This is a genomic window from Agromyces ramosus, from assembly GCF_030817175.1.
Taxonomy (GTDB): Bacteria; Actinomycetota; Actinomycetes; order Actinomycetales; family Microbacteriaceae; genus Agromyces; species Agromyces ramosus_A.
The window spans coordinates 3,065,890-3,088,397 of sequence record NZ_JAUSYY010000001.1 but is presented as its reverse complement, the minus strand read 5'-3'; the positions used below and the strand labels follow the sequence as shown (position 1 = coordinate 3,088,397).

Genomic DNA, 22,508 nt, shown 5'->3' with positions numbered 1-22,508 from the left:
TCTCAGCCTCTCTCAGCCGGCGCCGGCGTGATGCCGAGCGACGACACCCATTCGGCGAACTCGATGCGCGTGCCGCTCAGCCGGGATGCTTCGGCCGCGAACGCCATGAGGTGGCTGTCGAGCGCGGTGCTGAACGAGAGCTCGCCCGAGCCCACCGTGCCGCGCCCGAGGGCGGCGACGAACTCGGCCATGAGGCCGGCATCGCCGCCGGCGTGACCGGCGTGGTCACCGAGATCGGCGCTCGGCATCGCCACGTGAAGCGTGTGCCGGGCGTGCCCCATCGGCTTCATCGTGCTCACCTCGCGGCGGGCGACCGGCAATCCCTCGGGCAGCGCCGCTCCGGGTGAGAACAGGTCGACCACGAGCTCGCCGCGCTCCATGTGCCCCGTGAGCTGGCCGGCGGCACCGGTGATCGCGACGACTCGCGTGTTCTCGGCGGTGAACGCCGACGCCGTCAGGGTCGCCGTGAGGCCGCCCGGGAACTGCATGGTCGTCTGCTGATGGTCGGCCACATCGTTATCGCTCCTGAACACGCAACGACCGTAGTCGCCGGTGCGCAGGGCCTCGAGCCGGCCGGCGATCGACGTGTCGTCGCTGAGCAGGTGCACCGGATGGCCGTGCACGCCGGCGAGGGCGTCGATGTAGTAGCGCGGCGCGAAGAATGGGCAGGTGTCCGCGACCGGGCAACCGTCGACGCAGAACGCGGGTGCTCCGTCGGGCGCATTCTCGCGTCGGAACCACGTGAGCTCGCCGATGCTGTACAGCGTCTCGGGCGCATCCCCCGCGATCCATCGGATCAGGTCGAGGTCGTGCGACGTCTTCGCCAGCACCATCGCGCTGGAGGTCGCGGTATGGCGCCAGTTGCCACGCACGTAGGAGTGGGCGAAATGCCAGAACCCGATGTTCTCTCGCACCTCGATCGTCATGAGCCTGCCGATCGCTCCTGAGTCGACGATCTGCTTGATCGTGCGCCAGAACGGGGTGAACCGGAGGACATGCCCGATGGCGAGCCGAGCCGAGACCTGTCCGGCATGCAGCGCGAGCCGCTCCAGCTCGGCGAGCGTCGGAGCAGCCGGCTTCTCGAGCAGGAAGGGCACGCCCGCGTCGGCCACGGCGATCGCGACGTCGACGTGCATCGAGTCGGGCACGGCGATCACGACGCCATCGACCGCGAGCTCGGCGAAGTCGGCCACGACCTCCGGCCAGTCGCCGTACTGCGCTGCTCCCCCGGCGGCCTCCGCCAGGGCCGAGCGGCGGCCCGTATCGATGTCGGCGACCGCGACGACCGTCGCCTCGTCGGGGTGCTCGATCGCCCAGCGCCCGTATGCGTCGCGACCGCGCCCGCCCGCGCCGATGATGACGATCCGCTGAGGCACGGCGCTCATTTCTCCGCTCCCGAGGTCAGGCCGTCGACGAGGTAGCGCTGTGCGAAGAAGAACAGGACCACGACGGGGACGGTGATTGCGATGGATCCCGCGAGCAGCACCGTGACCGGCACGTTGAAGTCGCTCAATTGGGAGATGCCGAGGGGCGCCGTCCACAAGGCGCGGTCCTGCACGAGGAACAGCAACGCGTAGAAGTACTCGTTCCAGGCGATCATGAACACGTAGATCGCGGTTGCGACGATGCCCGGGAGAGCGATGGGCAGCACGACGCTCCGCAGCATCTGCGGCATTGACGCGCCATCGATGATCGCCGCCTCCTCGACGCTCTCCGGCAACGCGAGGAAGTAGTTGCGCATCATGTAGATCGACACGGGGACCGTGATCGCGACGTACACGAAGAACAGGCCCACGAGCGATCCGGTCAGTCCTGCCCTTGCGAGCAGCACGAACAGCGGAACCGCCAGCACGATGCCCGGGAACAGGTAGACCCCGAGTATGACCGCGTTGACGCCGCCGCGGCCGCGGTAGCGCAGGCGCGCCGCGGCGTACGCTCCGAGGATCGACACGACGATCGACAGCACCACGGTGCCGAAGGCGACGATGAGGGAGTTCAGCACGAAGCGGCCGAGCCCGAACCCGCCCTGGGACTCGTCGAGCATCGCCGTCGTGTACGCGGAGAGATCGATCTCGTCGAGCGACGGGAACAGGTCGAGAGGGGCTCGCACGATCGCCGAGTATGGCCGCAGCGACAACAGGACTCCGTAGAGCACGGGCCCGATCGAGATGACGAGCGCGAGCGCCACGATGATGAATCGTCCCACCCGGGCCGCGGGACGCGGGGCGAGCGCGGAGCGACGGCGGCTCATTCGACATCCACCTTCCTGCGTGAGAGTGCGACGTACACGGCCAGCAGAGCCACCAGGATCACCGACATGAGAAGACCATAGGCTGCCGCGCTCCCGATGTCGGCGCGGGTGATGAGCTCGGTGTAGACCTTGAGCGCCATGACCTGGGTGCCACCGGCACCCTCGGTGAGCAGGTAGACCTCGTTGAAGCTCTGGAAGCTCCAGATGAACCGCAGGAGGCAGAGCAGCAGGATGACGCCCTTCAACTGCGGCATGACGATTCTGGTGACGATCTGGGCTCCGTTCGCGCCGTCGAGAGCGGCGGCCTCTTCGATGCCCGGAGCGACGCCCTGCAGCCGAGCGGTGATGAACAGGAACGACAGGGGGGCCGACGTCCAGATCTCGAAGAGCACCACGACGAGCAGCGACAACGGGATGGGGATGCCCCACACCTCGTAGCTCGTCGTGTTGAGGAACCCGACCGCGGTCTCCCAGCCGAGGAACTCGCGACCGAAGGTGTTGACCAGCCCGTACTGCGGGTTGAGCATCGTCTGCCATATGGTGACGGCCGCGATGACCGGAAGCACGAAGGGCACGAGCAGCAGTGCCCGAACGAGACCGCGCCCCCGGAACGGCCGGCGCAGTGCGAGTGCCAGCACGAGGCCCACACCGACCGATCCGATCATGGTGAGCGTCGAGTAGAGCAGCGTGGTGCCGAGCGCCTGCCAGAACGACGGGTTGTTCAGGGCACGGGTGAAATTGTCGAGGGTCCAGTCGATCGGCTCGGTGCCGAGGCGAGGGATGTCGACGAGGCGGACCTCGCTGAATGCGAAGACGAAGACGAGGATGAGCGGCAGGATCGACGCGAACAGCACGACGACGAGCGTCGGAGCCGTAAGGATCAGGCCGTTCCGGTTCTCCCGCCGGGGGCGGCTGAGCTGCCGTCCCCGGCGGACCCGGTCTGGAGAAACGCTGGTCACAGGCTCGCCTGGACCTCCTCGACGGCCGCCTTCATCGCCGACGTCACGTCCTCGGCTGCTGCGCCGTTGTACAGCTGTTCGATCTGCCCTGCGAGCACGCCCTGGCTCGCGACGAGACCGGCGAGCGTTGCGTCATCCGTGCCCATGCCCCACAGGTACACGGCGTTGATGCCCTCGGCCATTCCGCCGACGAACTCCTCGCCGTACAGGTCGACGGAGGTCCGCTCGTGCGCCGGGCCGATGCCGAGCGCACCCCAGGCATCGATGAACTCGGTCGGGTTGTCGGCCATGCCGTTCCGCAGCGGTATACGACCTTCGGTCGCGACACCGAGCGTGTCGACGTAGCCGTTGCTCATGACGTACTCGATGTACTGCTGAGCGCCCTCCACGTTCGCTCCGGTCGGAATCCCGTAGCTGAGGATCGCCCCGTACTGGGCCGGATTCTCCTCGTCGAGCACCGTGACGAACTGCGTGTTGTCGGCGAGGAACGTCGGACTGTCGACGCACTCGGCGCACGTCGCCGGCGTCGCCTCGTCGAGGCCCGCGAGTTCGTCGAGGATGTGGGTCGAGAACAGCAGCATGGCGGCGTCGCCGTTCATGTACGCGGCACGTGCACTGGTCACGTCGAAGTCGCCGGCGACCGAGGAGTTGCGGAGCGTGAGGAACAGCTCGGCGGCCTCGGTGCACTCGGCCGAATCGATCGTCACCTCGCCGTCGACGACGAGGTCGCAGCCCGCGGCCTGGAAGATCGACTGGATGCCCTCCGTCGCCGACGCGGTACCGGCCTGGGTTCCGAAGGCGAGACCGGTGATGCCGAGCTCGCTCTTGATCGTCGTCGCGACCTCGGCGAGCTCGGTGACGCTCGTGGGGACTTCGACGCCCGCCTGCTCGAGCAGGTCGGTGCGATAGGCGATCACGTGCGTCCAGCCGTCGCTCGGCACAGCGGAGATCTGGTCGTCGAGCGTGACGGCCTCGATGGCGTGCTCGTTGAACGTCTCCTGCCCGAGCGTGTCCACGACGGCGGCCGCTGCCTCGGTGTCGAGCAGGCCCTGCGACGTCCACGCACCGGTCTGCGTCGAGGCGTGCAGGATCACGTCTGGCACATCCCCCGACGCGGCGCCCGTCACGAGTGCCTGATCCTGGTCGGCGCCCGCCATCGCCACGACCTCGACCTCGATGCCCGTCTCCTCCGTGAACGCCGCTGCGATGTCCTCCTGCGCGGCGAGGCGCTCGGGTGTGGCCTGCGGAGTCCAGAAGGTCACGGTCTGCTCAGTGGTCTCCTCCGCGGTGCCGCCGGTACATCCGGCGAGCAACCCGAGCACGGCCACGGCCGCGATGGATGCCGCAATGCGCGGCCTGAACGTGTGGGTCATGTGCGTCACTCCTCGGTGTCGTGGCGACGGGCGCCGTTGCTTCCGCAGGTGTGGCTTCTCGCCCACCGCACGGGTACGCCGATCATGCCGCCACTTGAGTGTCCTCGACGACTTCTGGGAGTAGGTTGCAAGAAAGCATCTCCCTCCACCGCTCTCCTGAAACGAAGGTGCACTCTGGACGATCTCGATCGCCGCATCGTCGGCGCCCTGATGGCGAATCCGCGAGCGACCAACACACAGATCAGCGAGGTCGTCTTCACGTCGGAGGCGACGGTGTCGCGGCGAGTGTCACGTCTCATCCGCGACGGCACGGTGCACGTCATGGGCGTGCTCGACGGCGAGGCCACGCGTCGCACGCGATCCCTGTTCGTGCGACTGCGCTGCCGCCCCGGCGAAGCCCATCGTTCGGCCGAGCGACTCTCGGCGTGGCCCGAGTGCGGCTCCGTCAAGCTGCTGACCGGCAGCGTCGACTGCATCGCGGAGATCAGTTACACCACGAACGATCACCTGCTCGCCATCACCCTCGAACAGCTTCCCGCCCTCGATGGCGTGCTCGCCGTGTGGAGCAACCAGGTGATCCGTCGCTTCGCCACCCCCCACAGTTGGCTCCCCGAACTGCTCGCCGACGAGCTGGTCGAGCAGTTGCGGGTTCAGCGCCTCGACCCCTGGCATGATCCGCTCCCTGATCGCTCGGCGACCACGGATCCCCTCGACGAGCGGATCGCCGCCGAGCTCGCGATCGACGGACGGCTCGGCTGGCAACGGCTCGCCGAGCGGTGCGATGCGAACCCCGTGACGGTGCGGCGCCGCACCGAGGCGATGATGACATCGGGGGCGCTGCGCATGCGCACTGTCGTCGAGCCCGAGCGCATCGGATTGCCCGTGAACGCGTTCGTGTCGCTCAACGTGAATCCGACGCAGTTGGGGCGGGCCGGCGAATTGCTCGCGGAGCACCCGTCGGTGTTGATGATGGCCGCGACGACCGGTGACCGGAACCTGTGCGGCGAGATCGCCCTCGGGTCGGACGCAGCGCTGTACGGCTTCATCTCCGACACGATCGGCGGTCTGCCGGGCCTGCAGCACGCCGATGTGGCCGTCGCGCTGCAATCGCTCAAGCGCGCCGGCCGTATCCGCGCGGGCGCCTGATCCGCGGCCTCGTCAGATGGCCACACCTCTCACGACGCCGTCCTGCGCAGCGACGACCAGCTGCCGGTCGACGATCACCGGGGTGGAGAATGTGTTCGACGTGAACAGCTGCCGGTCCACGGTCACGGCCCCGCTCGCAGGGTCGATCGCGACGACGAGACCGCCCACGCTGACGAGCCAGACGGTGCCGGTGCGTTCGTCCCGCACCGGGCCGGCGTTGACGGCGCGCGGAACCGCCTGCGTGCTCCAGTGCGCAACACCGGTGGTCGGGTCGACGAGGTCGACCACACCCCATTCCGTCGTCAGCAGGACGCTCCCATCCTCGAGGATCAGACTCGGTGCGTAGAGGTAACTGCCGTCTCTCCGCCACAGCTCCGATCCGGTCACGGGATCCACCGCGATCGCGTTGGCCACGGTGCTGAAGAGCACTGCTCCGGTCGGAAGGATCTCGATCCAGTCATCCCACGGCCCGTAGATCAGCTGGCGATAGGAGTCCGTGCGGGTGTTGGTGAGGATCGACCATAGGCGGTTCCCGGTCGCGAGGTCGTAGGCGTAGCCGTGCCCGTCGCCGGCGCCGACGTACACGCGCTCGCCGTCGGAGGCCGCTCGACCGGCGGAGAGGCGTGGCACCTCGGCTTCCCACACGGTCGTCCCCGACGTAGTGAGGCAGAAGAGTCGGTCTCCGGCCGTCACGACGATGCGGTCGACACCGCCGACATTGAAGACGGCGGGCGTGGACATGACGGGCCGGCCCAGATCCGCAGTCCACCGGCTTCGGCCGGTCTCGGCCTCCAGCGCGGTGATGGTGTGGTCGGCGCTCGGAACGAACACGGTCGAGCCGTCGCTCGCGAAGGCCGCACCGCGGTGCACGGCGCCGAGGTCGGTCACCCACATGCGCTCATGCCGCGCGGCACCGGAGACGCGCAACGCGACCACCCGGCCCGATGTGGACGCCGCGACGACGGTGTTTCCGGACGCGGCGAGCGCACCCTGGATCTGCCCGCCGATCGGGTCATCCCATCGCAACTTCGTCCGCGCGCTCCCGTGCCGTTCGACGGTGACCGTCTCGTGCCAGAAGGCACCCGACTCATCCGTGGCCCGAAGCCGAACCCGATGCACACCGGTCGCGAGTGCGGATGCGTCGAGGGCGCCGTGCCACGAACCTCCAGCTCGCTCCAGCGGCCTCCAGGCTCGATCGACCGCCGTGCCGAACAGCTCCTGCGGATACACCTGTGCCTCCAGACCGACTGCGGCCGGCCCGGCCGTCGCGCTCAGGTCGATCCTGGGGCCGGTGGCACGACCACCGGCGTGGACCGGTCCGGCCAGCTCTCCTGGACCTGCATCGAGTGGGATCTCCGTGAGCAGATCGACGACAGGCGCGTCAGCGAGGGTCGCGCCGAGCGTGACCTGTTCGACCACGAGAACCCGGCCGGCCTCGTCGTTGCGTTCGGTGCACCGCAGGTAGAAGGGCCCGCTGCGAGTGGCGACCGCGGCGACCTGGGTGAGCCCGTTGAACCGATCGATCTCGTTGCGGTGGATGTGCCCGGCGAAGATGCCACGCACAGGAAACGGCTCGATGGTGCGCAACAGTTCGTCGGCATCGTTCACGTAGTGGTTGCGTCCCGCCAGCGGGAAGTGCAGGAACATCACGCTCGGCGTCTCGCCCGCGGCGTCCAGGTCCCGGCGGATCGCGTCGAGGTCGTCGCCGAACAGGCCGGGCTCCTGCAATGCCTGCGTGGGGTCGAGTGCGACGAAGTGCACTCCTCCGGCATCGAAGCTGTAGCTCGTCGGCCCAAACCACTGCTCGAACCGCTCGCGCGCCGTGACATCCCACCGGATCTCGTGATTGCCGGGCACGTGGCGAATGCGGTCCCACAGCCCGTCGGAAATGCACGAGCGGTACGCCGCGAATCCACTGTCGTCGCCGTAGTCCGTGATGTCGCCGCAGTGCAGCACGAACTCGGGGTTCTCCGCCTCGACGGCCGCGAACACCAGCGCCAGATTCGCCAGCCGAGCGGTCTCCTCGTCATTGCCGTGGGTGTCGGTGAGCACGACGAAGCGCAGTCCGCCCTGCTCGTCGGCTGCTCGTGCCGCGCCGACCGCAGCCCCCGGCCACGGTCCCCACCCGGTCCCCGTCATCCCCAGGCCGAGGCCCACCGCCGAGACGCCGATGAACCCGCGCCGACTCAGCCGCGGCCGCTGCTCCTCCGTACCGTTCGTTCCGTCCACTGTGCTCATCCTCCGCTTCGTCGGCCGGGTTGCTCCCACGGGCACCCAATCGGCCGCCGAGCCCCGCTGCCAAGGACGGAGCGGTCGTTTGCGAGGGATCGATACGCCATCGCCGATCGGCGCAAGAAACCGTCATCCGGGGGAGGTGGACGCGACGAGGTGTCGAATCCCGTCAACCGCGGCCTCGTCATTCCCGATTCCTTGCACGGCAGCGGCCGGCGGTTGACCGATCGCCTCCCCGCACGCCAGCGTCGGTGCCATCCGGGATCGCCCGGTGTCCGTCCGTCGCGATCTTCTGGAGCCTTGATGATGCGCATCCGATCCCGTTCCCTCGTCGCGCTGGGCGTGGCGGCTCTCGCCTCCGCCGGAATCGGCGGAGCTGCCGCGACGGCCGCGGTCGCGTCGTCACCGCCAGCGGCGGAGCATGTGGTGTTGATCGCCCTCGACGGATTCGACGCGAGCTACCTCGACGATGCGCCCATGCCCAACCTCCGCCAGCTCGCCACTCGAGGCAGCCTCACGACCTCCACCGGGGTGATGACCTCGATCACCAATCCGTCCTGGTCGTCCATCGCCACGGGCGCCTGGCCCGAGACGCATCGGAACACCGCGTACTGGTACGACGAGGAGACCGGCACCGCTCGCAGCCAACAGCGCGACCTCGCCGTGCCGACCATCGCGCAGGCGATCCGCGAACAGGGCGGCACCGTGATGTCCGCGCAGTGGTTCATCCTGCAGAACTACGGTGTCGTCTACGCCGACCCCGACGCGCTCTACACGCAACCCGGCGGAACCTGCGCCAAGCGCGCTGACGACGCCATCGCCGTGCTGAACGGCGACGCCGTGAACAGCGGCGGCCAGATGGTTGCGGCGAACGGAATCCCCGATCTCATCGCCGTCTACTGCGACACCCTCGACGTGCTCGGCCACGCCGACGGCTCCTACGCCGCCGGCATGCCGGCAGCGCTCGCCGAGGTCGACGAGCAGATCGGCCGAGTGGTCCAGGCCACCAAGGACGCGGGCATCTACGGACGCACGGCGTTCGTCATCACCGGCGACCATGGCATGGGCACATTCACGCACGGGATGGAGAGCACACTGCTCGGGGCGATCGAGGCGCTCGGGTACGACGCGGAGCTCCTCGCCGCCGGACGCGCGCCCCAGGCCGGAACCGAGGTGGTGATCGTCGTCGGTGGTGTCGGCTCACTCCACCTGCTCGGCGACGCCGCCGGAGATCCGGGAGCTGCAGCCGAGATCGAGGAGGCCGTCGCCGCGCTCCCGCATGTCGCCGCCGTCTACGACAAGGCCGAGCAGCAGGCCATGCACATGTCGCCGAAGTACGGCGAGCTCATCATCGAGCCCGACGACGGCTGGTCGCTCGGCGCGACGCCCGCCGATCCTGCCGGCGTCCACGGCACGAGCCGCAACCTCGATGTGCCGCTGGTGCTCGCCGGGTCCGGTGTCCGCCCCAACGTCGGGCCGGTCGATCCGCGGCACATCGACATCGCGCCGACCATCGCCGCCCTCCTCGGCTACGACGCGCCCGCCGGTGCCGACGGCCGGATCCTCATCGAAGCGATCCACAGCCGCTGAGCTCGCCTCGGCGCGACCCCGTCGGCCTGGATCGACGTGGCGAGCCCCGACGGGATCCGCCTTGTCGAGCGCACGGCGAGCCCTACGCGGTGACGGTGACCTCGCGCTCGTGCATCACGAACTGCCGCTCGGGCAGCACCACGGGGTGCGACCCGGCCATCGCCTCGATGACCCGCACGACCTGGCAGGAGTAGCCGTACTCGTTGTCGTACCAGACGTAGAGCACCACGTCGGTGCCGTCGGCGATGGTGGCGAGCCCGTCGACGATGCCTGCACGGTTCGAGCCGACGAAGTCGGTCGACACGACCTCGGGCGACTCGATGTAGTCGATCTGCTGGCGCAGCGGCGAGGTGAGCGACACCTGTCGCAGGTACCGGTTCAGCGAGGCTTTGGTGGCCGGACGCTCGAGCTGCAGGTTCAGGATCGCGAGCGAGACATCCGGGGTCGGCACCCGGATGGCGCTGCCGGTGAGCTTGCCGGCGAGCTCGGGCAGCGCCTTCGCGACGGCATTCGCCGCGCCGGTCTCGGTGATCACCATGTTGAGCGCCGCCGAGCGGCCGCGGCGGTCGCCGGAGTGGAAGTTGTCGATGAGGTTCTGGTCGTTCGTGAACGAGTGCACGGTCTCGACGTGCCCGCGAACGACTCCGTAGGCGTCGTTGACCGCCTTGAGCACGGGCGTGATGGCGTTCGTCGTGCACGAGGCGGCCGACAGAATCGCATCGGCGGCGTCGATGTCGTCGTGATTGATGCCGTGCACGATGTTCTTGATGGCGCCTTTTCCGGGTGCCGTGAGCAGCACGCGGGCGACGCCGGCCGACCGGAGGTGCTGCGACAGTCCCTCCTCGTCGCGCCAGCGACCCGTGTTGTCGACGACGATCGCGTCGCGGATGCCGTAGGCCGTGTAGTCGATGGATGCGGGGTCGTTCGAGTAGATGACCTGGATGAGCGTGCCGTTCGCGAGGATCGTGTTGGCCGCCTCATCGACCTCGATCGTGCCGGCGAAGGGCCCGTGCACCGAGTCGCGGCGCAGCAGGCTCGCCCGCTTGACGAGGTCGTTCGCGGAGCCCTTGCGCACCACGATGGCGCGGAGGCGCAAGCCGCGGCCGTTGCCGGAGTGCGCGATGAGGATGCGGGCGAGCAGACGCCCGATGCGTCCGAAGCCGTAGAGCACGACATCCGTGCCCTCGGGCTCGGGTGTGCCGTCGGCGGCGATCACGGACACGAGCTCGTCGCGCACGAAGTCGGCGAGCTCCCGGGCATCGCCCTCGCCCACCGCGTCCGCGTAGCGCGCCACGAGCCGCGCGACGTCGATGGAGGCCGGACCCGGCCCGATCTCGCGCAGCGCCTCGAGCACGCGCATGGTGTCGGCGAGGTCGAGTTCGACCTCGCCCGCCTGCCGGGCGAATCGGTGCGCCTTCAGGAGCGCGATCGCGGACCGGTTGATGAGGCGGCGGCCGTGGATGGAGGTCACCACCCCGTGGTCTCGGTACAGGGCGCCGATGAGCGGGATCATCCGCTCGGCGAGCTCCTCTTTGGCGATCCATTCCATGCGGCGGGCGTCGAACTCGTGGCTCACGATCTTCCTTCTCGGCCGCGCACGCGGGTGGGCGTCGGCGACCAGGTTCCGTCGCGGGCGGGCATGCCGAGGGGCAGCGCCGACCGCAGGGCGTTCGGGGGTGCTTCGATTCTACGAACCAGCCCGTCACCCGCGCTGTACATGACGGCGTGCACGGATGCCGCGAACCGCCGCCGCGGCGCTCATCGGTTCCGCGGTCGGGAGACCCTCAGCCGTCGAGCGTGTCATCGTCGACGAAGCGGATGTCATAGACCGCCACCCGCTGCGGCACGCCCTCGAACACCGCCGCACGCTCAGGCGAGCCCAGGTACGCCTCCTCGAGGCGGGAGAACTCCGCTCGATCGCCCGGCACGCTCACGGCCCAGACGAACTCGTTGGACTCGCGGAGGCCGTAGGCGAACTCGATCGTGAACCCGGCAGGCGGCCGCACGGCCGGCATGGCGTCGCGCCACCACGCGACGAAGTCGTCGTATTCGCCGTCGACGAGCGTGTACCGGCGCAGTTGGATGGTCTTCACCCGACCAGTCTTCCATCGCGCGGAGGCGAGTGGCGCCGGGGCGGATGCCGCGCGGCGCGGCATCGTATACGATCGCCGTGAAACATCGACAATGAAGTGGAGCACGCGTGCTTGATCCCTCTCGCATCGCCGAGATCGCCGACGAGCTCGTCGCCGCCGATCGCGATCGCACGATCGTCCCGCTCCTCACCGTCCGTAACCCAGGCATGACGGTGGATGATGCCTACGCGGTGCAGCGAGTCTGGGCCGAACGGCGCGTCGAGGCCGGGCATCGCATCGTGGGCCGAAAGATCGGCCTCACCTCGAAGGTCATGCAGGTGGCTACCGGCATCACCGAGCCCGACTACGGCGTCATCTTCGACGACATGGTGATCGAGTCCGGGGCATCCGTCGAGTTCGACCGCTTCTCGAACGTGCGCATCGAGGTCGAGCTGGCCTTCGTGCTCGCGAAGCCGCTCGAGGGTCCGAACACGACGGTCGACGAGGTGCTCGACGCGACGGCCCACGTTCTCCCTGCGCTCGAGATCCTGAACTCGCACATCGAGATGCCGGGCCGCACGATCGTCGACACGATCTCCGACAACGCGGCGATGGGCGCGATGGTGATCGGCAGCCGCCCCGTGAAGGTCGACGAGGTCGACCTGCGCTGGGTCTCGGCGCTGCTCTCGCGCAACGACACGATCGAGGAGTCGGGCGTCGCCGCCGCCGTGCTGGGGCATCCCGCCCTGGGCGTCGCCTGGCTCGCGAACAAGCTCGCCCAGCACGGGCAGGGCCTCGGCGCCGGTGAGATCATCCTCGCGGGGTCGTTCACCCGGCCGATGTGGGTCGAGCGCGGCGACATCGTTCACGCGGACTACCGAGAGTTGGGATCCATCACATGCCGGTTCGAATGACCCTCCCGCCCACGCTCGCGGCGCGCATCGCGGCATCCGATCGCCCGCAGTTCGGCATGTGGGTCTGCTCGGCGAACGCCGTCAACGCCGAGATCGCCGCCGGCAGCGGGCTCGATGTCGTGCTCATCGACGCCGAGCACTCGCCCAACGGGCTGGAGTCCATCCTCGCGCAGCTGCACGCCGTGGCGGCGTACCCGGTGAGCGCGCTCGTGCGACCGCCGTTCGGCGACGCCGTGGTGATCAAGCAGTACCTCGACCTCGGGGTCCAGAACCTCCTGATCCCCATGGTCGACTCGGCGGCGCACGCCGAGGAGATGGTGCGTGCCGTGCGCTATCCCCCGCACGGCATCCGAGGAGTGGGCAGTGCCCTCGCTCGCGCGTCGCGCTGGAACCGCGTCGAGGGCTATTTGACCGATGCCGCGTCGAGCGTGTCGCTCTTCGTGCAGATCGAGTCGGCGGCGGCGCTCGACCACGTCGAGGAGATCGCCGCGGTCGAGGGTGTCGACGGCATCCTCATCGGCCCGGCCGACCTCGCGGCATCGATGGGGTTCCTCGGGCAGCAGGAGCACCCCGAGGTCGTGGCGGGCGTGCTCCGTTCGATCGCGGCGGCGATCGCGGTCGGGAAGCCAGCGGGCGTCAACGCGTTCGCGCCGACGGCGGCGGATCGCTATGTCGAGGCGGGCGCCTCGCTCGTGCTGGTCGGTGCGGACGTCGCGCTCCTCGCGCGAGCGAGCGAGGCACTCGCCGATCGGTTCATCGGCGCACCATCGGCTTGAAACGGCGATCACGGTCGCGTCAGCAGCACCGATCGTATATCATTTCAGATACCACGAGACGAGGATGCTCATGACCATCGACGGCATCGCCATGCCAGGCAAGATCATCGCCGTGCACCTGAACTACCCGTCCCGCGCCGCGCAACGGGGCCGCACGCCGGCGAGTCCCAGCTACTTCCTGAAGCCCTCGAGCTCCCTCGCCGCGTCCGGCGGCACCATCGAACGCCCGGCGGGCACCGAGCTCCTCGCCTTCGAGGGCGAGATCGCGATCGTCATCGGCAGGCCGGCGCGGCGCGTCTCCCCCGCCGACGGCTGGAGCCACGTGGCATCCGTCACCGCCGCGAACGACTTCGGGCTCTACGACCTGCGCGCCGCCGACAAGGGCTCGAACCTGCGCTCCAAGGGCGGCGACGGATTCACGCCGATCGGTCCGGCACTCATCCGGGCGGCATCCGTCGAGCCCGAGCGTCTCCGCATTCGGACGTGGGTCAACGGCACGCTCGTACAGGAGGATTCGAGCGGCACGCTGCTGTTCCCGTTCGGGCAGCTCGTCGCCGACCTCTCGCAGCACATGACGCTCGAAACCGGAGACGTCATCCTCACCGGCACTCCCGCCGGCTCGTCGGTCGTCGTACCCGGCGACGTCGTCGAGGTCGAGGTGGATGCCCCTGATGCGCTCGGCGCGCCCTCCTCAGGCCGCCTCGTCACGACGGTCACCGACGGCACCGGGGCCTACGGCGACTTCGGTGCGAAGCCCTCAGTCGACGACATCCAGCGCGTCGAGGCGTGGGGGGATCGCGATCGCGCGGGGCTGCCCGCACCCGCACCGGCGTTCGAGTTGACGCCCGAGCTTCGCGAACGCCTCATGAGTGTCGGTGTCGCCACGCTCTCGGTCGCGCTCCGCAAGCGCGGCTATCACGACGTCTTCATCGAGGGGGTGCACCCGAACCGCTCCGGCCGTCGCGTCGTGGGGCGGGCGAAGACCCTGCGTTTCGTGGCCTTCCGGCCCGATCTCTTCGACCGCCACGGCGGTGGTTTCAATGCGCAGAAGCAGGCGTTCGACACCGTGAACCCTGGCGAGGTGCTCGTGATCGAGGCCCGCGGCGAGCGCGGCACCGGCACCGTGGGCGACGTGCTCGCGCTGCGCGCCCAGGTCCGCGGTGCCGCCGGCATCGTCACCGACGGCGGGGTACGCGACGCCGACGCGATCGCCGAGTTCGACATCCCGGTGTTCTCGCAGGGACCGCACCCCTCCGTGCTCGGCCGCAGGCACGTGCCCTGGGAGACCGACGGCACGATCACCTGCGGCGGCACCGCCGTGCAGCCCGGCGACGTCATCGTGGGCGACGGCGACGGGGTCATCGTCATTCCGCCGTCGCTCGTCGAGGAGGTCGTCGCCGAGGCGGCCGCCCAGGAGCGCGAAGACGCGTGGGTGGCCGAGCAGGTCGCCGCCGGGGCATCCGTCGACGGGCTCTTCCCCATGAACTCCGAATGGCGCGCCCGCTACGAAGCCGAGGGCCGATGAACGAGGAGAGCAAGTCCCAGCTCGCCTACCGGTTCATCCGCGAGCGCATCGACGACGGCCGCTACGTGCCCGGATTCCGCTTGGTGCTCGGCCAGATCGCGCGTGAGCTCGACGTGAGCGTGGTGCCCGTGCGCGAGGCGATCCGCCGGCTCGAGGCCGAGGGCCTGGTCACCTTCGAGCGAAACGTCGGGGCGCAGGTCGCCCTCATCAAGGAGACCGAGTACCTGCACACCATGCAGACGCTCGCGCTCGTCGAGGGCGCCGCGACCTCGATGTCGGCGCCGCACCTGACGATCGACCACCTGCATCGTGCACGCGAGCTCAACGAGCGCATGCGCCGCACCCTCGACGACTTCGACCCGCACCGCTTCACCACGCTGAACCTGGAGTTCCACGCCGTGCTCTTCGAGGAGTGCCCGAACCCGCACATCCTCGACCTCGTGCATCGCGGGTGGAATCGCATGAAGATGCTGCGCGACTCCTCGTTCAGCTTCGTGCCCGGGCGCGCCCGGGAGTCGGTCGACGAGCACGAGCGCATCATCGGGCTCATCGAGGCGGGCGCCGACCCGATCGTCATCGAGCTCGCCGCGAGGCGCCACCGCACCGCGACGCTCGACGCGATGCTCGCCTACCAGTCGGCGCACAAGACGCGCGCCGCAGCGGCGCCGGTCGCGACCGCCACGTCCGAGGCCACCTCCACCGAGACCACGATCACGACCGCGGCGGCAACCGCAGCCGCAACCGCAACCGCAACCGAGTAGGACCGCAATGACCCACCACATCCCCGAGGGGCTCCCCGACCGCATCCGGCACTTCATCGACGGGGAGTTCGTCGACTCGGTCGGCGGCGAGACCTTCGACGTGCTCGACCCGGTCTCGAACGAGACCTACGTCCAGGCCGCAGCCGGCCAGCGGGCCGATGTCGACCTCGCGGTCGCCGCCGCCCGGCGCGCGTTCACCGACGGACCGTGGCCGCGCATGCTGCCCCGCGCCCGGGCCCGCGTGCTGCATCGCATCGCGGACCTCGTCGAAGCGAGCGACCGCCGCCTCGCCGAGCTCGAGACCTTCGACACCGGCCTGCCGATCACCCAGGCGCTCGGCCAGGCGCAACGGGCCGCCGAGAACTTCCGCTTCTTCGCGGACCTCATCGTCGCCCAGCGCGATGACACCTACAAGGTCCCCGGCCGGCAGGTGAACTACGTGAACCGCAAGCCCATCGGCGTCGCGGGTCTCATCACGCCGTGGAACACGCCGTTCATGCTCGAATCCTGGAAGCTCGCCCCGGCGCTCGCCACCGGCAACACCGTCGTGCTCAAGCCGGCCGAGTTCACGCCCCTCTCCGCGTCGCTGTGGGCCGAGATCTTCCGCGAAGCGGGCGTGCCCGACGGCGTGTTCAACCTCGTGAACGGGCTCGGCGAAGAGGCGGGCGACGCGCTCGTGAAGCATCCGGATGTCCCGCTCATCTCCTTCACCGGTGAGAGCTCGACCGGGCAGCTCATCTTCGCGAACGCCGCCCCGTTCCTGAAGGGCCTGTCGATGGAGCTCGGGGGCAAGTCGCCCGCCGTCGTGTTCGCCGACGCCGATCTCGAGGCGGCGCTCGACGCCACCGTGTTCGGCGTGTTCTCGCTCAACGGCGAGCGCTGCACCGCGGGCTCGCGCATCCTCGTCGAGCGCGCGATCTACGACGACTTCGTGTCGCGGTATGCCGAGCGCGCGCGCAACATCGTGGTCGGCGACCCGCACGACCCCGCCACCGAGGTCGGCGCGCTCGTGCACCCCGAGCACTACGACAAGGTCATGGGCTACGTCGAGATCGGCAAGGGCGAGGGTCGCCTCGTCGCCGGCGGCGGACGCCCCGACGGCCTCGACACCGGCAACTACGTCGCCCCCACGGTGTTCGCGGATGTCCCGGCCGATGCCCGGATCTTCCAGGAGGAGATCTTCGGGCCGGTCGTGGCGATCACCCCGTTCGATACCGACGACGAGGCCCTCGCCCTCGCGAACGGCGTCAAGTACGGCCTCGCGGCCTACATCTGGACGAACGACCTGCAGCGCGCGCACAATTTCGCCCAGTCCGTCGAGGCGGGCATGGTGTGGCTGAACTCGAACAACGTGCGCGACCTGCGCACCCCGTTCGGCGGCGTCAAGGCGTCGGGGCTCGGGCACGAGGGCGGCTACCGCTCGATCGACTTCTACACCGACCAGCAGGCGGTGCACATCACCCTCAACGAGGCGCACTCACCGCGCTTCGGCACCCGCCGCGAGACCGCGCCGGTCGCCACCGCGAACCCCTGAGCGGATGCCGCTGCTCGCGGCATCCGCTCGCCGCCCGTTCCTCCCGTCCTCCCCAGCAAGGAAGCTGACATGCAGATCCCCGAACCCGTCGTCACGACGACCGATCCGATCCCGGCGCCCGCTCCCGCGAATCGCATCCCCACCCCTTCCGCAACGCCGCCCGACATCGTGCGCGCCGCCTACATGGAACTCATCGTCACCGACCTCGCCGCCTCGCGTGCGTTCTACGTGGACGTGCTCGGGCTCGTGGTGACCGAGGAGGACGACGACGCGGTCTACCTCCGATCGATGGAGGAGTTCATCCACCACAACCTCGTGCTGCGGGCGGGCCCGGTGGCCGCCGCCGCCGCATTCTCCTACCGGGTGCGGACCCCCGAGGACCTCGATCGCGCGGTCGCCTTCTACGAGGAGCTCGGATGCCGCGTCGAACGCCGCACCGAGGGTTTCACGAAGGGCATCGGCGACTCGGTGCGCGTCGAGGACCCGCTCGGATTCCCGTACGAGTTCTTCCACGAGGTCGAGCACGTCGAGCGCCTCGCCTGGCGCTACGACCTCTACACGCCCGGCACGCTCGTGCGGCTCGACCACTTCAACCAGGTCACGCCCGATGTGCCACGCGCCGTCGCGTACATGGAGGACCTCGGATTCCGCGTGACGGAGGACATCCAGGACGAAGCGGGCACGACGTATGCGGCATGGATGCGCCGCAAGCCGACCGTGCACGACACTGCCATGACCGGCGGCGATGGCCCCCGCATGCACCACATGGCGTTCTCGACGCACGAGAAGCACAACATCATCGCGATCTGCGACAAGCTCGGCGCGCTTCGCCTGTCGGATGTGATCGAGCGCGGGCCCGGCCGTCACGGCGTCTCGAACGCGTTCTACCTGTACCTGCGCGACCCCGATGGGCACCGTGTCGAGATCTACACGCAGGACTACTACACGGGCGACCCCGACAACCCCGTCGTCACCTGGGACGTGCACGACAACCAGCGCCGCGACTGGTGGGGCAATCCGGTGGTGCCGAGCTGGTACACGGATGCCTCGCTCGTGCTGGACCTCGACGGCAACCCGCGGCCCGTGGTCGCCCGCACCGATGACTCCGAGATGGAGGTCACGATCGGCGCCGACGGCTTCTCGTACACCCGAAAGGACGACGAGGCGCACGGATTCAAGCTCGGCAACACCCTGTAGCCCGCGGCAACAGTTCACCCGCGGCGGCCTCCCCCGCATCCTCAGGCGAGGAACGCGATCGCGGCGTCCTTGAAGGCGCGCGCGGTGAGCGTCGACACGTGGTCGCGCCCCGGGATCGAGACGTAGTCGCTCCCCCACTCGCGAGCGAGCTCCTGCGCTCCCTCGGGGACCGGATCGTTCTCGCCGGCGACGAAGAGCGTCGGAGTGTCGCCCGGGATCGAGAGCGGGGAGCCTTGGACGCCCGCGATGCAGGCGAGGAGCGCCTCGCGGTCGGCACCGGCGGCGATCGCCGGTCGCAGCACTTGCTCGATGACCGGATTGCGCGCGGGCTCGCCGCGGAGGAGCACCGCGCGCGCGTCGTCGAGATCCCATGATGCGAAGAGCTCTCGCGGCCCTGCACCGCCGATGACGACTCGCCGCACCCGGTCGGGGGCGAGGCTCGTCAGCGCCGACACGACCCGGTTGCCCATCGAGTAGCCGATCACGTCGACCAGGTCGGCCCCGGCGGAGTCGAGCACTGCGAGGAGGTCGGCACCGAGCAGCTCGGGCGTGTACGAGTCGGCGTCGACCGGCTTGTCGCTCTCACCGTGACCGCGGAGGTCGAGCGTGATCACCGCGCGCCCCGCCGCGAGCAGCGCGCTCACCCAGCCCGTGCCCTCCCACGTGACCTGCCCAGTGGAGGCGAAGCCGTGCACGAGGAGCACCGGCGGCAGCGCGGCATCGGCGGCCCCGCCACCGCCACCCTCGTCGCGGCCGTGCACGTGGTACCCGACCAGCACGCCGTCGGGCGCTTCCGCGTAGAGGGTCGGTGCCTTCGCGTTGCCGGCCACCCTCACCGGCCGGCCTCGTCGAGCACGGTCGATTCGGCGATCTCGGCTCCGGCGTGGCCGAGTTCGGCGAGCGCGGCAGCGGAGCTCGCGTCGGCGACGCCGGCGATGAGGTCGGTGAAGACGCGCACGTGCTGCCCGTGCTCGAGTGCGTCGAGCGTGCTCGCGCGCACGCAGTAGTCGGTCGCGATGCCGACCATGTCGATGTCGGTGACTCCGTGCGAGGTGAGCACTTCGCTGATCGTGTCGCCCGCGTCATCCGTGCCCTCGAAGATCGAGTACGCGGGAACGCCCTGGCCCTTGCGGATGTGCACGTCGACCAGCTCGGTGTCGAGCGCCGGGTGGTATTCGGCGCCGTCGGTGCCGGCGACGCAGTGCGGCGGCCACGTGTCGACGAAATCGGGCTCGGCGTCGACCGCGAAGTGCCCGCCGTTGTCGTTCTCAGCCGAGTGCCAGTCGCGGGATGCCACGACGAGGTCGTACTCGCCGCGGTGACGGGAGAGCAGCTCGGTCACGCCGGCCGCCACGGCGGCGCCGCCGTCGACGCCGAGTGCACCGCCTTCGGTGAAGTCGTTCTGCACGTCGATGACGAACAATGCGCGGCTCACGAGTGCTCCTTCCGTCTTAGCTACCATTCTGACCGCAGATGGCCAGGATGACCCCCTCGAGCACCTCGACGAGCCGATCAAGCGAGTCGATCGACACCCATTCCTCGTCGGCGTGGGCGCCGCCACCGGCCGCTCCGACGAGCACGGCCGGGATTCCAGCCTCGGCGATGAGCCCCGCGTCGGTCCACCAGGGATCGCCGCGGCGCACCGCCGGTCGGCCCGTCACCCGCTCGACGGCGGCCAGCACCGCCCGGGCGATCGGCGAGTCGGCGTCGGCCTCCATCGCCGGCCGGGCGACGAGTGGCACGACGCGCTCCGGCTGCGACGGCGCGAGCACCCGCTCCAGCTCGGCACGCGGGTCGGCCTCCCCCGGCAGGGTGCGGCGTTCGACCACGAGCACGCACCGGTCGGCGACGGTCGCGGCATCGGATCCGCCCTCGATCGTCGCGACCCGCACACTGCCGGTGCCGAGCAGCGGATGCTCCGGTGCGGCGTCCAGCCGGGAACCGAGCGCGCGCAGGGCGATGAGCCCGTCGATCGCCCGGTCGATCGCGTCGATGCCGAGAGCGGGTTGCGAGCCGTGTGCCGCGCGGCCCTCGTACTCGACGCGGTACCAGGCGAACCCGCGGTGGGCGAGCGTCACCTCGAGGTCGGTCGGCTCGAGCACCACCGCGGCATCGGGCAGTAGCCGGTCGACGGATGCCTCCACGCCGGCGTCGGCACCCATCGTCGCCAGCAGCTCCTCCATGCCCACGGACCCGAACTCCTCGTCGGCGGCAAAGGCGAGCACGAGGTCGCCCTGGAGCCCGGCGGGTGCGGTGGACGCGGCGATCATCGCGGCGGCGAGTCCGCCCGCCATGTCGTACGCGCCACGGCCGACGATGCGGTCGGCAGGGGCAACCGGACCGCCGCGCTCCGGCCGGCCCACCTCGCCCGCGCCGATTCCCGCGCCGCCCACCGTGTCGAGATGCCCGGCGAGCAGCAGCGTTCGGCCGCCGCCCGTGCCGCGCCGGCGCGCGAGCACGCTCGGACGGGCAGGGTCGGCGCCGAGCAGGCGCGCCTCGAATCCGCGCGCGATGAGCCATTCGGCAATGAGGTGGGCGAGTTCCCGCTCGCCGGCACCGCCGGGCACGAGTGAGGGGTTCGTCGCATCGATCGCGACGAGGCGCCGGGTGAGCGCCGCGACCTCGGCACCGTGCGTCATCGGTTCGAGAGGTTGTCGCCGCAGAGGAAGAAGCCGGTCGTCAGGATGTCGATCGCCTGCTTCGTGTCATCCGACACGTCGCCGAGCGCGTAGATCGCGAAGGTGAGCGTCGCGCCGTCTTGAGCATGCACCACGCCCGACAGCGTATAGCCGGAGTCGATCCAGCCGGTCTTCGCGAAGACCGCACCATCGGCGACCGCGCTGTCACCCGAGAAGCGGTCGCTGTACGAGAGCGACCCGCGCTGGCCTGAGACGGGCAGGCCGTCCATGATGACGCCGAGGTGGGCCTCGCGAGCATTGATCTTCACGAAGAGCCGCGTGAGGTACGACGGCGGCACCGCGTTGTTGTCGCTCAGCCCCGAGCCGTCGACCACGGTGATGCCGGTCGTGTCGAGGCCGTATGCGGCGAGGCCCTGGAGCACGCCGGCGTTGATCGCCGTGAAGGTGTTGCCCGAGCCCGTCTCGATCGCGACGAGGCGGGCGAGCATCTCTGCGACGGTGTTGTCGGAGACGACGAGTGCCTTGTCGACGAGCTGCGCGACGGTCGGTGATGCCACCTGGCCGAGTTGCTGCGCACCGGCAGGTGCGGTTCCACGCTCGATCACGCTGATGCCGCCGAGTTCACCCGCGAACGCATCGCCCGCGCGGCCCACGGGATCGGGGCTGCGCCACGAGGTGTTGCTGCCGGGATCGTCGCGGTCGCCGTCGACCATGAGGGCGGTGATGTTCGACATGTAGCCGAGCTCGCGCTCGGCGATCTCCCAGCTGGGCTCCCACTCGTCGCCGCTGAAGAAGCTCGCGTCGAGCACGAGCTTGGTGAGCGGCGGATTCGAGGGGTCGGCCGCCCAGGCGTCGCGCACCTGACGTGCGAGCTCATCGAGGTGCGCCGCTCCGGGGTACACCGTCTCGGTGCCGCTCGGCGTGCGCGAGAGCGTGACGTCACCCCCGCCGACGAGCACGACCGAGCCCGGCTCCGCACCCTTGACGACCGTCGTCGTGGCGCGATGGTCGGGGCCGAGCACCGCCAGCGCCGCCGCCGAGGTGAGCACCTTCATGACGCTCGCGGTCCTCGACGAGGTCGTGCCACCGCGGTCGTACAGCACCTCGCCGGTCGCCGCGTTCATCACCTGCGCCTGCAGGTTCGCGAGGCGACCGTCGGCGGCGCGGTCGGCGACGGAGCACGTGCGGATGCGGCTGGCCGGCGCGGCGGCGGCCGGTACGGGCCTCGCGGGGTCGGCGGTCGGCGTCGGCGTCGGCGTGGGAGCAGTGACCGCGACCGGGTCGGCGTCGCCATCAGGGGCCAGCGCCGAACCGGCGAACACCGCCCCCGTGCCGAGGAGCGCGACGGCGAGCACGCCGCCGGCCATCGCCAGCGCCAGCCTGTGCTGCTTGGCGAACGTCGCCACGGATGTCAGGAACACCGGCGCTCGGTGCGGATGCACCGCCACTCGACGCGGCGGGTGCGGGGTCGACGGGCGTCGTGGGCTCGCCCGCGGCATCCGACTCGTCGATCACCCCGGAATTGTACGCGGATCAGCC

The 22,508-nt window shown here is 69.8% G+C and carries 19 protein-coding genes; 8 read left to right on the top strand and 11 right to left on the bottom strand.

Going from position 1 to position 22,508, the window contains the following annotated elements:
- Positions 1–2: 2 nt before the first annotated feature.
- From QFZ26_RS14480 to QFZ26_RS14465, 4 genes are all read right to left on the bottom strand, one after another.
- Positions 3–1,385, bottom strand: a complete 1,383-nt coding sequence (locus QFZ26_RS14480; RefSeq protein WP_307043298.1) for a Gfo/Idh/MocA family protein — start codon at positions 1,383–1,385, stop codon at positions 3–5.
- On the bottom strand, positions 1,382–2,251 hold the full coding sequence (locus QFZ26_RS14475) for a carbohydrate ABC transporter permease (RefSeq protein ID WP_307043296.1): 870 nt from the start codon (positions 2,249–2,251) through the stop codon (positions 1,382–1,384). Before QFZ26_RS14475 ends, QFZ26_RS14480 begins: the two co-directional genes overlap by 4 nt.
- Complete coding sequence (locus tag QFZ26_RS14470; protein ID WP_307043294.1) at positions 2,248–3,105, bottom strand: carbohydrate ABC transporter permease; 858 nt, start codon at positions 3,103–3,105, stop codon at positions 2,248–2,250. Before QFZ26_RS14470 ends, QFZ26_RS14475 begins: the two co-directional genes overlap by 4 nt.
- Positions 3,106–3,206: 101 nt before the next feature.
- A complete protein-coding gene (locus tag QFZ26_RS14465) occupies positions 3,207–4,583 on the bottom strand; it encodes an ABC transporter substrate-binding protein (RefSeq protein WP_307043292.1) in 1,377 nt (458 codons plus the stop codon).
- 84 nt (positions 4,584–4,667) lie between these two features.
- Between QFZ26_RS14465 and QFZ26_RS14460 the strand changes: the two genes are divergently transcribed.
- Positions 4,668–5,729, top strand: coding sequence for an Lrp/AsnC family transcriptional regulator (locus tag QFZ26_RS14460; RefSeq protein WP_307043290.1), 1,062 nt, complete (start codon positions 4,668–4,670; stop codon positions 5,727–5,729).
- Positions 5,730–5,741: 12 nt separating this feature from the next.
- Here QFZ26_RS14460 and QFZ26_RS14455 read toward each other — a convergent pair whose 3' ends face one another.
- On the bottom strand, positions 5,742–7,958 hold the full coding sequence (locus QFZ26_RS14455) for an outer membrane protein assembly factor BamB family protein (protein WP_307043288.1): 2,217 nt from the start codon (positions 7,956–7,958) through the stop codon (positions 5,742–5,744).
- Between the two features lie 306 nt (positions 7,959–8,264).
- Here QFZ26_RS14455 and QFZ26_RS14450 point away from each other — a divergent pair, with 306 nt between their 5' ends.
- Positions 8,265–9,551, top strand: coding sequence for an alkaline phosphatase family protein (locus tag QFZ26_RS14450; protein WP_307043286.1), 1,287 nt, complete (start codon positions 8,265–8,267; stop codon positions 9,549–9,551).
- An 82-nt stretch (positions 9,552–9,633) separates the two neighbouring features.
- Here the strand turns inward: QFZ26_RS14450 and QFZ26_RS14445 are convergent, their stop codons facing one another.
- Both QFZ26_RS14445 and QFZ26_RS14440 read right to left on the bottom strand, forming a co-directional pair.
- Positions 9,634–11,100: a glyceraldehyde-3-phosphate dehydrogenase gene (locus QFZ26_RS14445; RefSeq protein ID WP_307045091.1), complete on the bottom strand. Its 1,467-nt coding sequence runs from the start codon at positions 11,098–11,100 to the stop codon at positions 9,634–9,636.
- Positions 11,101–11,335: 235 nt separating this feature from the next.
- On the bottom strand, positions 11,336–11,644 hold the full coding sequence (locus tag QFZ26_RS14440) for a hypothetical protein (RefSeq protein ID WP_307043284.1): 309 nt from the start codon (positions 11,642–11,644) through the stop codon (positions 11,336–11,338).
- Between the two features lie 107 nt (positions 11,645–11,751).
- Between QFZ26_RS14440 and QFZ26_RS14435 the strand changes: the two genes are divergently transcribed.
- The 6 genes from QFZ26_RS14435 to hpaD all read left to right on the top strand — a co-directional run bounded on the left by QFZ26_RS14435 (position 11,752) and on the right by hpaD (position 18,330).
- Positions 11,752–12,537, top strand: coding sequence for a 2-keto-4-pentenoate hydratase (locus tag QFZ26_RS14435; RefSeq protein ID WP_307043282.1), 786 nt, complete (start codon positions 11,752–11,754; stop codon positions 12,535–12,537).
- A complete protein-coding gene (locus QFZ26_RS14430; protein WP_307043279.1) occupies positions 12,522–13,313 on the top strand; it encodes an aldolase/citrate lyase family protein in 792 nt (263 codons plus the stop codon). Before QFZ26_RS14435 ends, QFZ26_RS14430 begins: the two co-directional genes overlap by 16 nt.
- Positions 13,314–13,383: 70 nt before the next feature.
- Entirely contained in the window at positions 13,384–14,838 is a 1,455-nt protein-coding gene (locus QFZ26_RS14425; protein WP_307043277.1) for a fumarylacetoacetate hydrolase family protein, read from the top strand.
- Positions 14,835–15,599 carry a GntR family transcriptional regulator gene (locus tag QFZ26_RS14420; RefSeq protein ID WP_307043275.1) on the top strand — a complete coding sequence of 255 codons (765 nt, stop codon included), beginning with the start codon at positions 14,835–14,837 and terminating at the stop codon, positions 15,597–15,599. The genes QFZ26_RS14425 and QFZ26_RS14420 overlap by 4 nt, the downstream gene beginning before the upstream one ends.
- Positions 15,600–15,606: 7 nt before the next feature.
- Positions 15,607–17,133, top strand: a complete 1,527-nt coding sequence (gene hpaE, locus QFZ26_RS14415; protein WP_307043273.1) for a 5-carboxymethyl-2-hydroxymuconate semialdehyde dehydrogenase — start codon at positions 15,607–15,609, stop codon at positions 17,131–17,133.
- Positions 17,134–17,202: 69 nt separating this feature from the next.
- Positions 17,203–18,330 (top strand): 3,4-dihydroxyphenylacetate 2,3-dioxygenase, encoded by a 1,128-nt coding sequence (hpaD, locus tag QFZ26_RS14410; RefSeq protein WP_307043271.1) that lies wholly within the window; start codon positions 17,203–17,205, stop codon positions 18,328–18,330.
- A gap of 41 nt (positions 18,331–18,371) precedes the next feature.
- On the opposite strand, the gene QFZ26_RS14405 is transcribed toward hpaD, so the two are convergent.
- Genes QFZ26_RS14405 through QFZ26_RS14390 form a run of 4 tightly spaced genes read right to left on the bottom strand, consistent with a single transcriptional unit; the run spans position 18,372 to position 22,411 of the window.
- The gene (locus tag QFZ26_RS14405; RefSeq protein ID WP_307043269.1) at positions 18,372–19,166 is read right to left on the bottom strand and encodes an alpha/beta fold hydrolase; all 795 of its coding nucleotides are present in this window, start codon (positions 19,164–19,166) and stop codon (positions 18,372–18,374) included.
- Positions 19,163–19,765, bottom strand: a complete 603-nt coding sequence (locus QFZ26_RS14400) for an isochorismatase family protein (RefSeq protein WP_307043267.1) — start codon at positions 19,763–19,765, stop codon at positions 19,163–19,165. The genes QFZ26_RS14405 and QFZ26_RS14400 overlap by 4 nt, the downstream gene beginning before the upstream one ends.
- A gap of 16 nt (positions 19,766–19,781) precedes the next feature.
- Positions 19,782–20,969, bottom strand: a complete 1,188-nt coding sequence (locus QFZ26_RS14395) for a M20/M25/M40 family metallo-hydrolase (RefSeq protein WP_307043265.1) — start codon at positions 20,967–20,969, stop codon at positions 19,782–19,784.
- Complete coding sequence (locus QFZ26_RS14390) at positions 20,966–22,411, bottom strand: D-alanyl-D-alanine carboxypeptidase/D-alanyl-D-alanine-endopeptidase (RefSeq protein ID WP_307043264.1); 1,446 nt, start codon at positions 22,409–22,411, stop codon at positions 20,966–20,968. The genes QFZ26_RS14395 and QFZ26_RS14390 overlap by 4 nt, the downstream gene beginning before the upstream one ends.
- Positions 22,412–22,508 lie beyond the last annotated feature (97 nt).

Coding starts and splice junctions, on each gene's coding strand:
- QFZ26_RS14395 (WP_307043265.1), bottom strand. CDS start 20,969: ATGACGCACGGTGCCGAGGTCGCGGCGCTCACCCGGCGCCTCGTCGCG.
- QFZ26_RS14480 (WP_307043298.1), bottom strand. CDS start 1,385: ATGAGCGCCGTGCCTCAGCGGATCGTCATCATCGGCGCGGGCGGGCGC.
- QFZ26_RS14420 (WP_307043275.1), top strand. CDS start 14,835: ATGAACGAGGAGAGCAAGTCCCAGCTCGCCTACCGGTTCATCCGCGAG.
- QFZ26_RS14450 (WP_307043286.1), top strand. CDS start 8,265: ATGATGCGCATCCGATCCCGTTCCCTCGTCGCGCTGGGCGTGGCGGCT.
- QFZ26_RS14475 (WP_307043296.1), bottom strand. CDS start 2,251: ATGAGCCGCCGTCGCTCCGCGCTCGCCCCGCGTCCCGCGGCCCGGGTG.
- QFZ26_RS14460 (WP_307043290.1), top strand. CDS start 4,668: ATGCCGCCACTTGAGTGTCCTCGACGACTTCTGGGAGTAGGTTGCAAG.
- QFZ26_RS14425 (WP_307043277.1), top strand. CDS start 13,384: ATGACCATCGACGGCATCGCCATGCCAGGCAAGATCATCGCCGTGCAC.
- hpaD (WP_307043271.1), top strand. CDS start 17,203: ATGCAGATCCCCGAACCCGTCGTCACGACGACCGATCCGATCCCGGCG.
- QFZ26_RS14430 (WP_307043279.1), top strand. CDS start 12,522: ATGCCGGTTCGAATGACCCTCCCGCCCACGCTCGCGGCGCGCATCGCG.
- QFZ26_RS14445 (WP_307045091.1), bottom strand. CDS start 11,100: ATGGAATGGATCGCCAAAGAGGAGCTCGCCGAGCGGATGATCCCGCTC.
- hpaE (WP_307043273.1), top strand. CDS start 15,607: ATGACCCACCACATCCCCGAGGGGCTCCCCGACCGCATCCGGCACTTC.
- QFZ26_RS14465 (WP_307043292.1), bottom strand. CDS start 4,583: ATGACCCACACGTTCAGGCCGCGCATTGCGGCATCCATCGCGGCCGTG.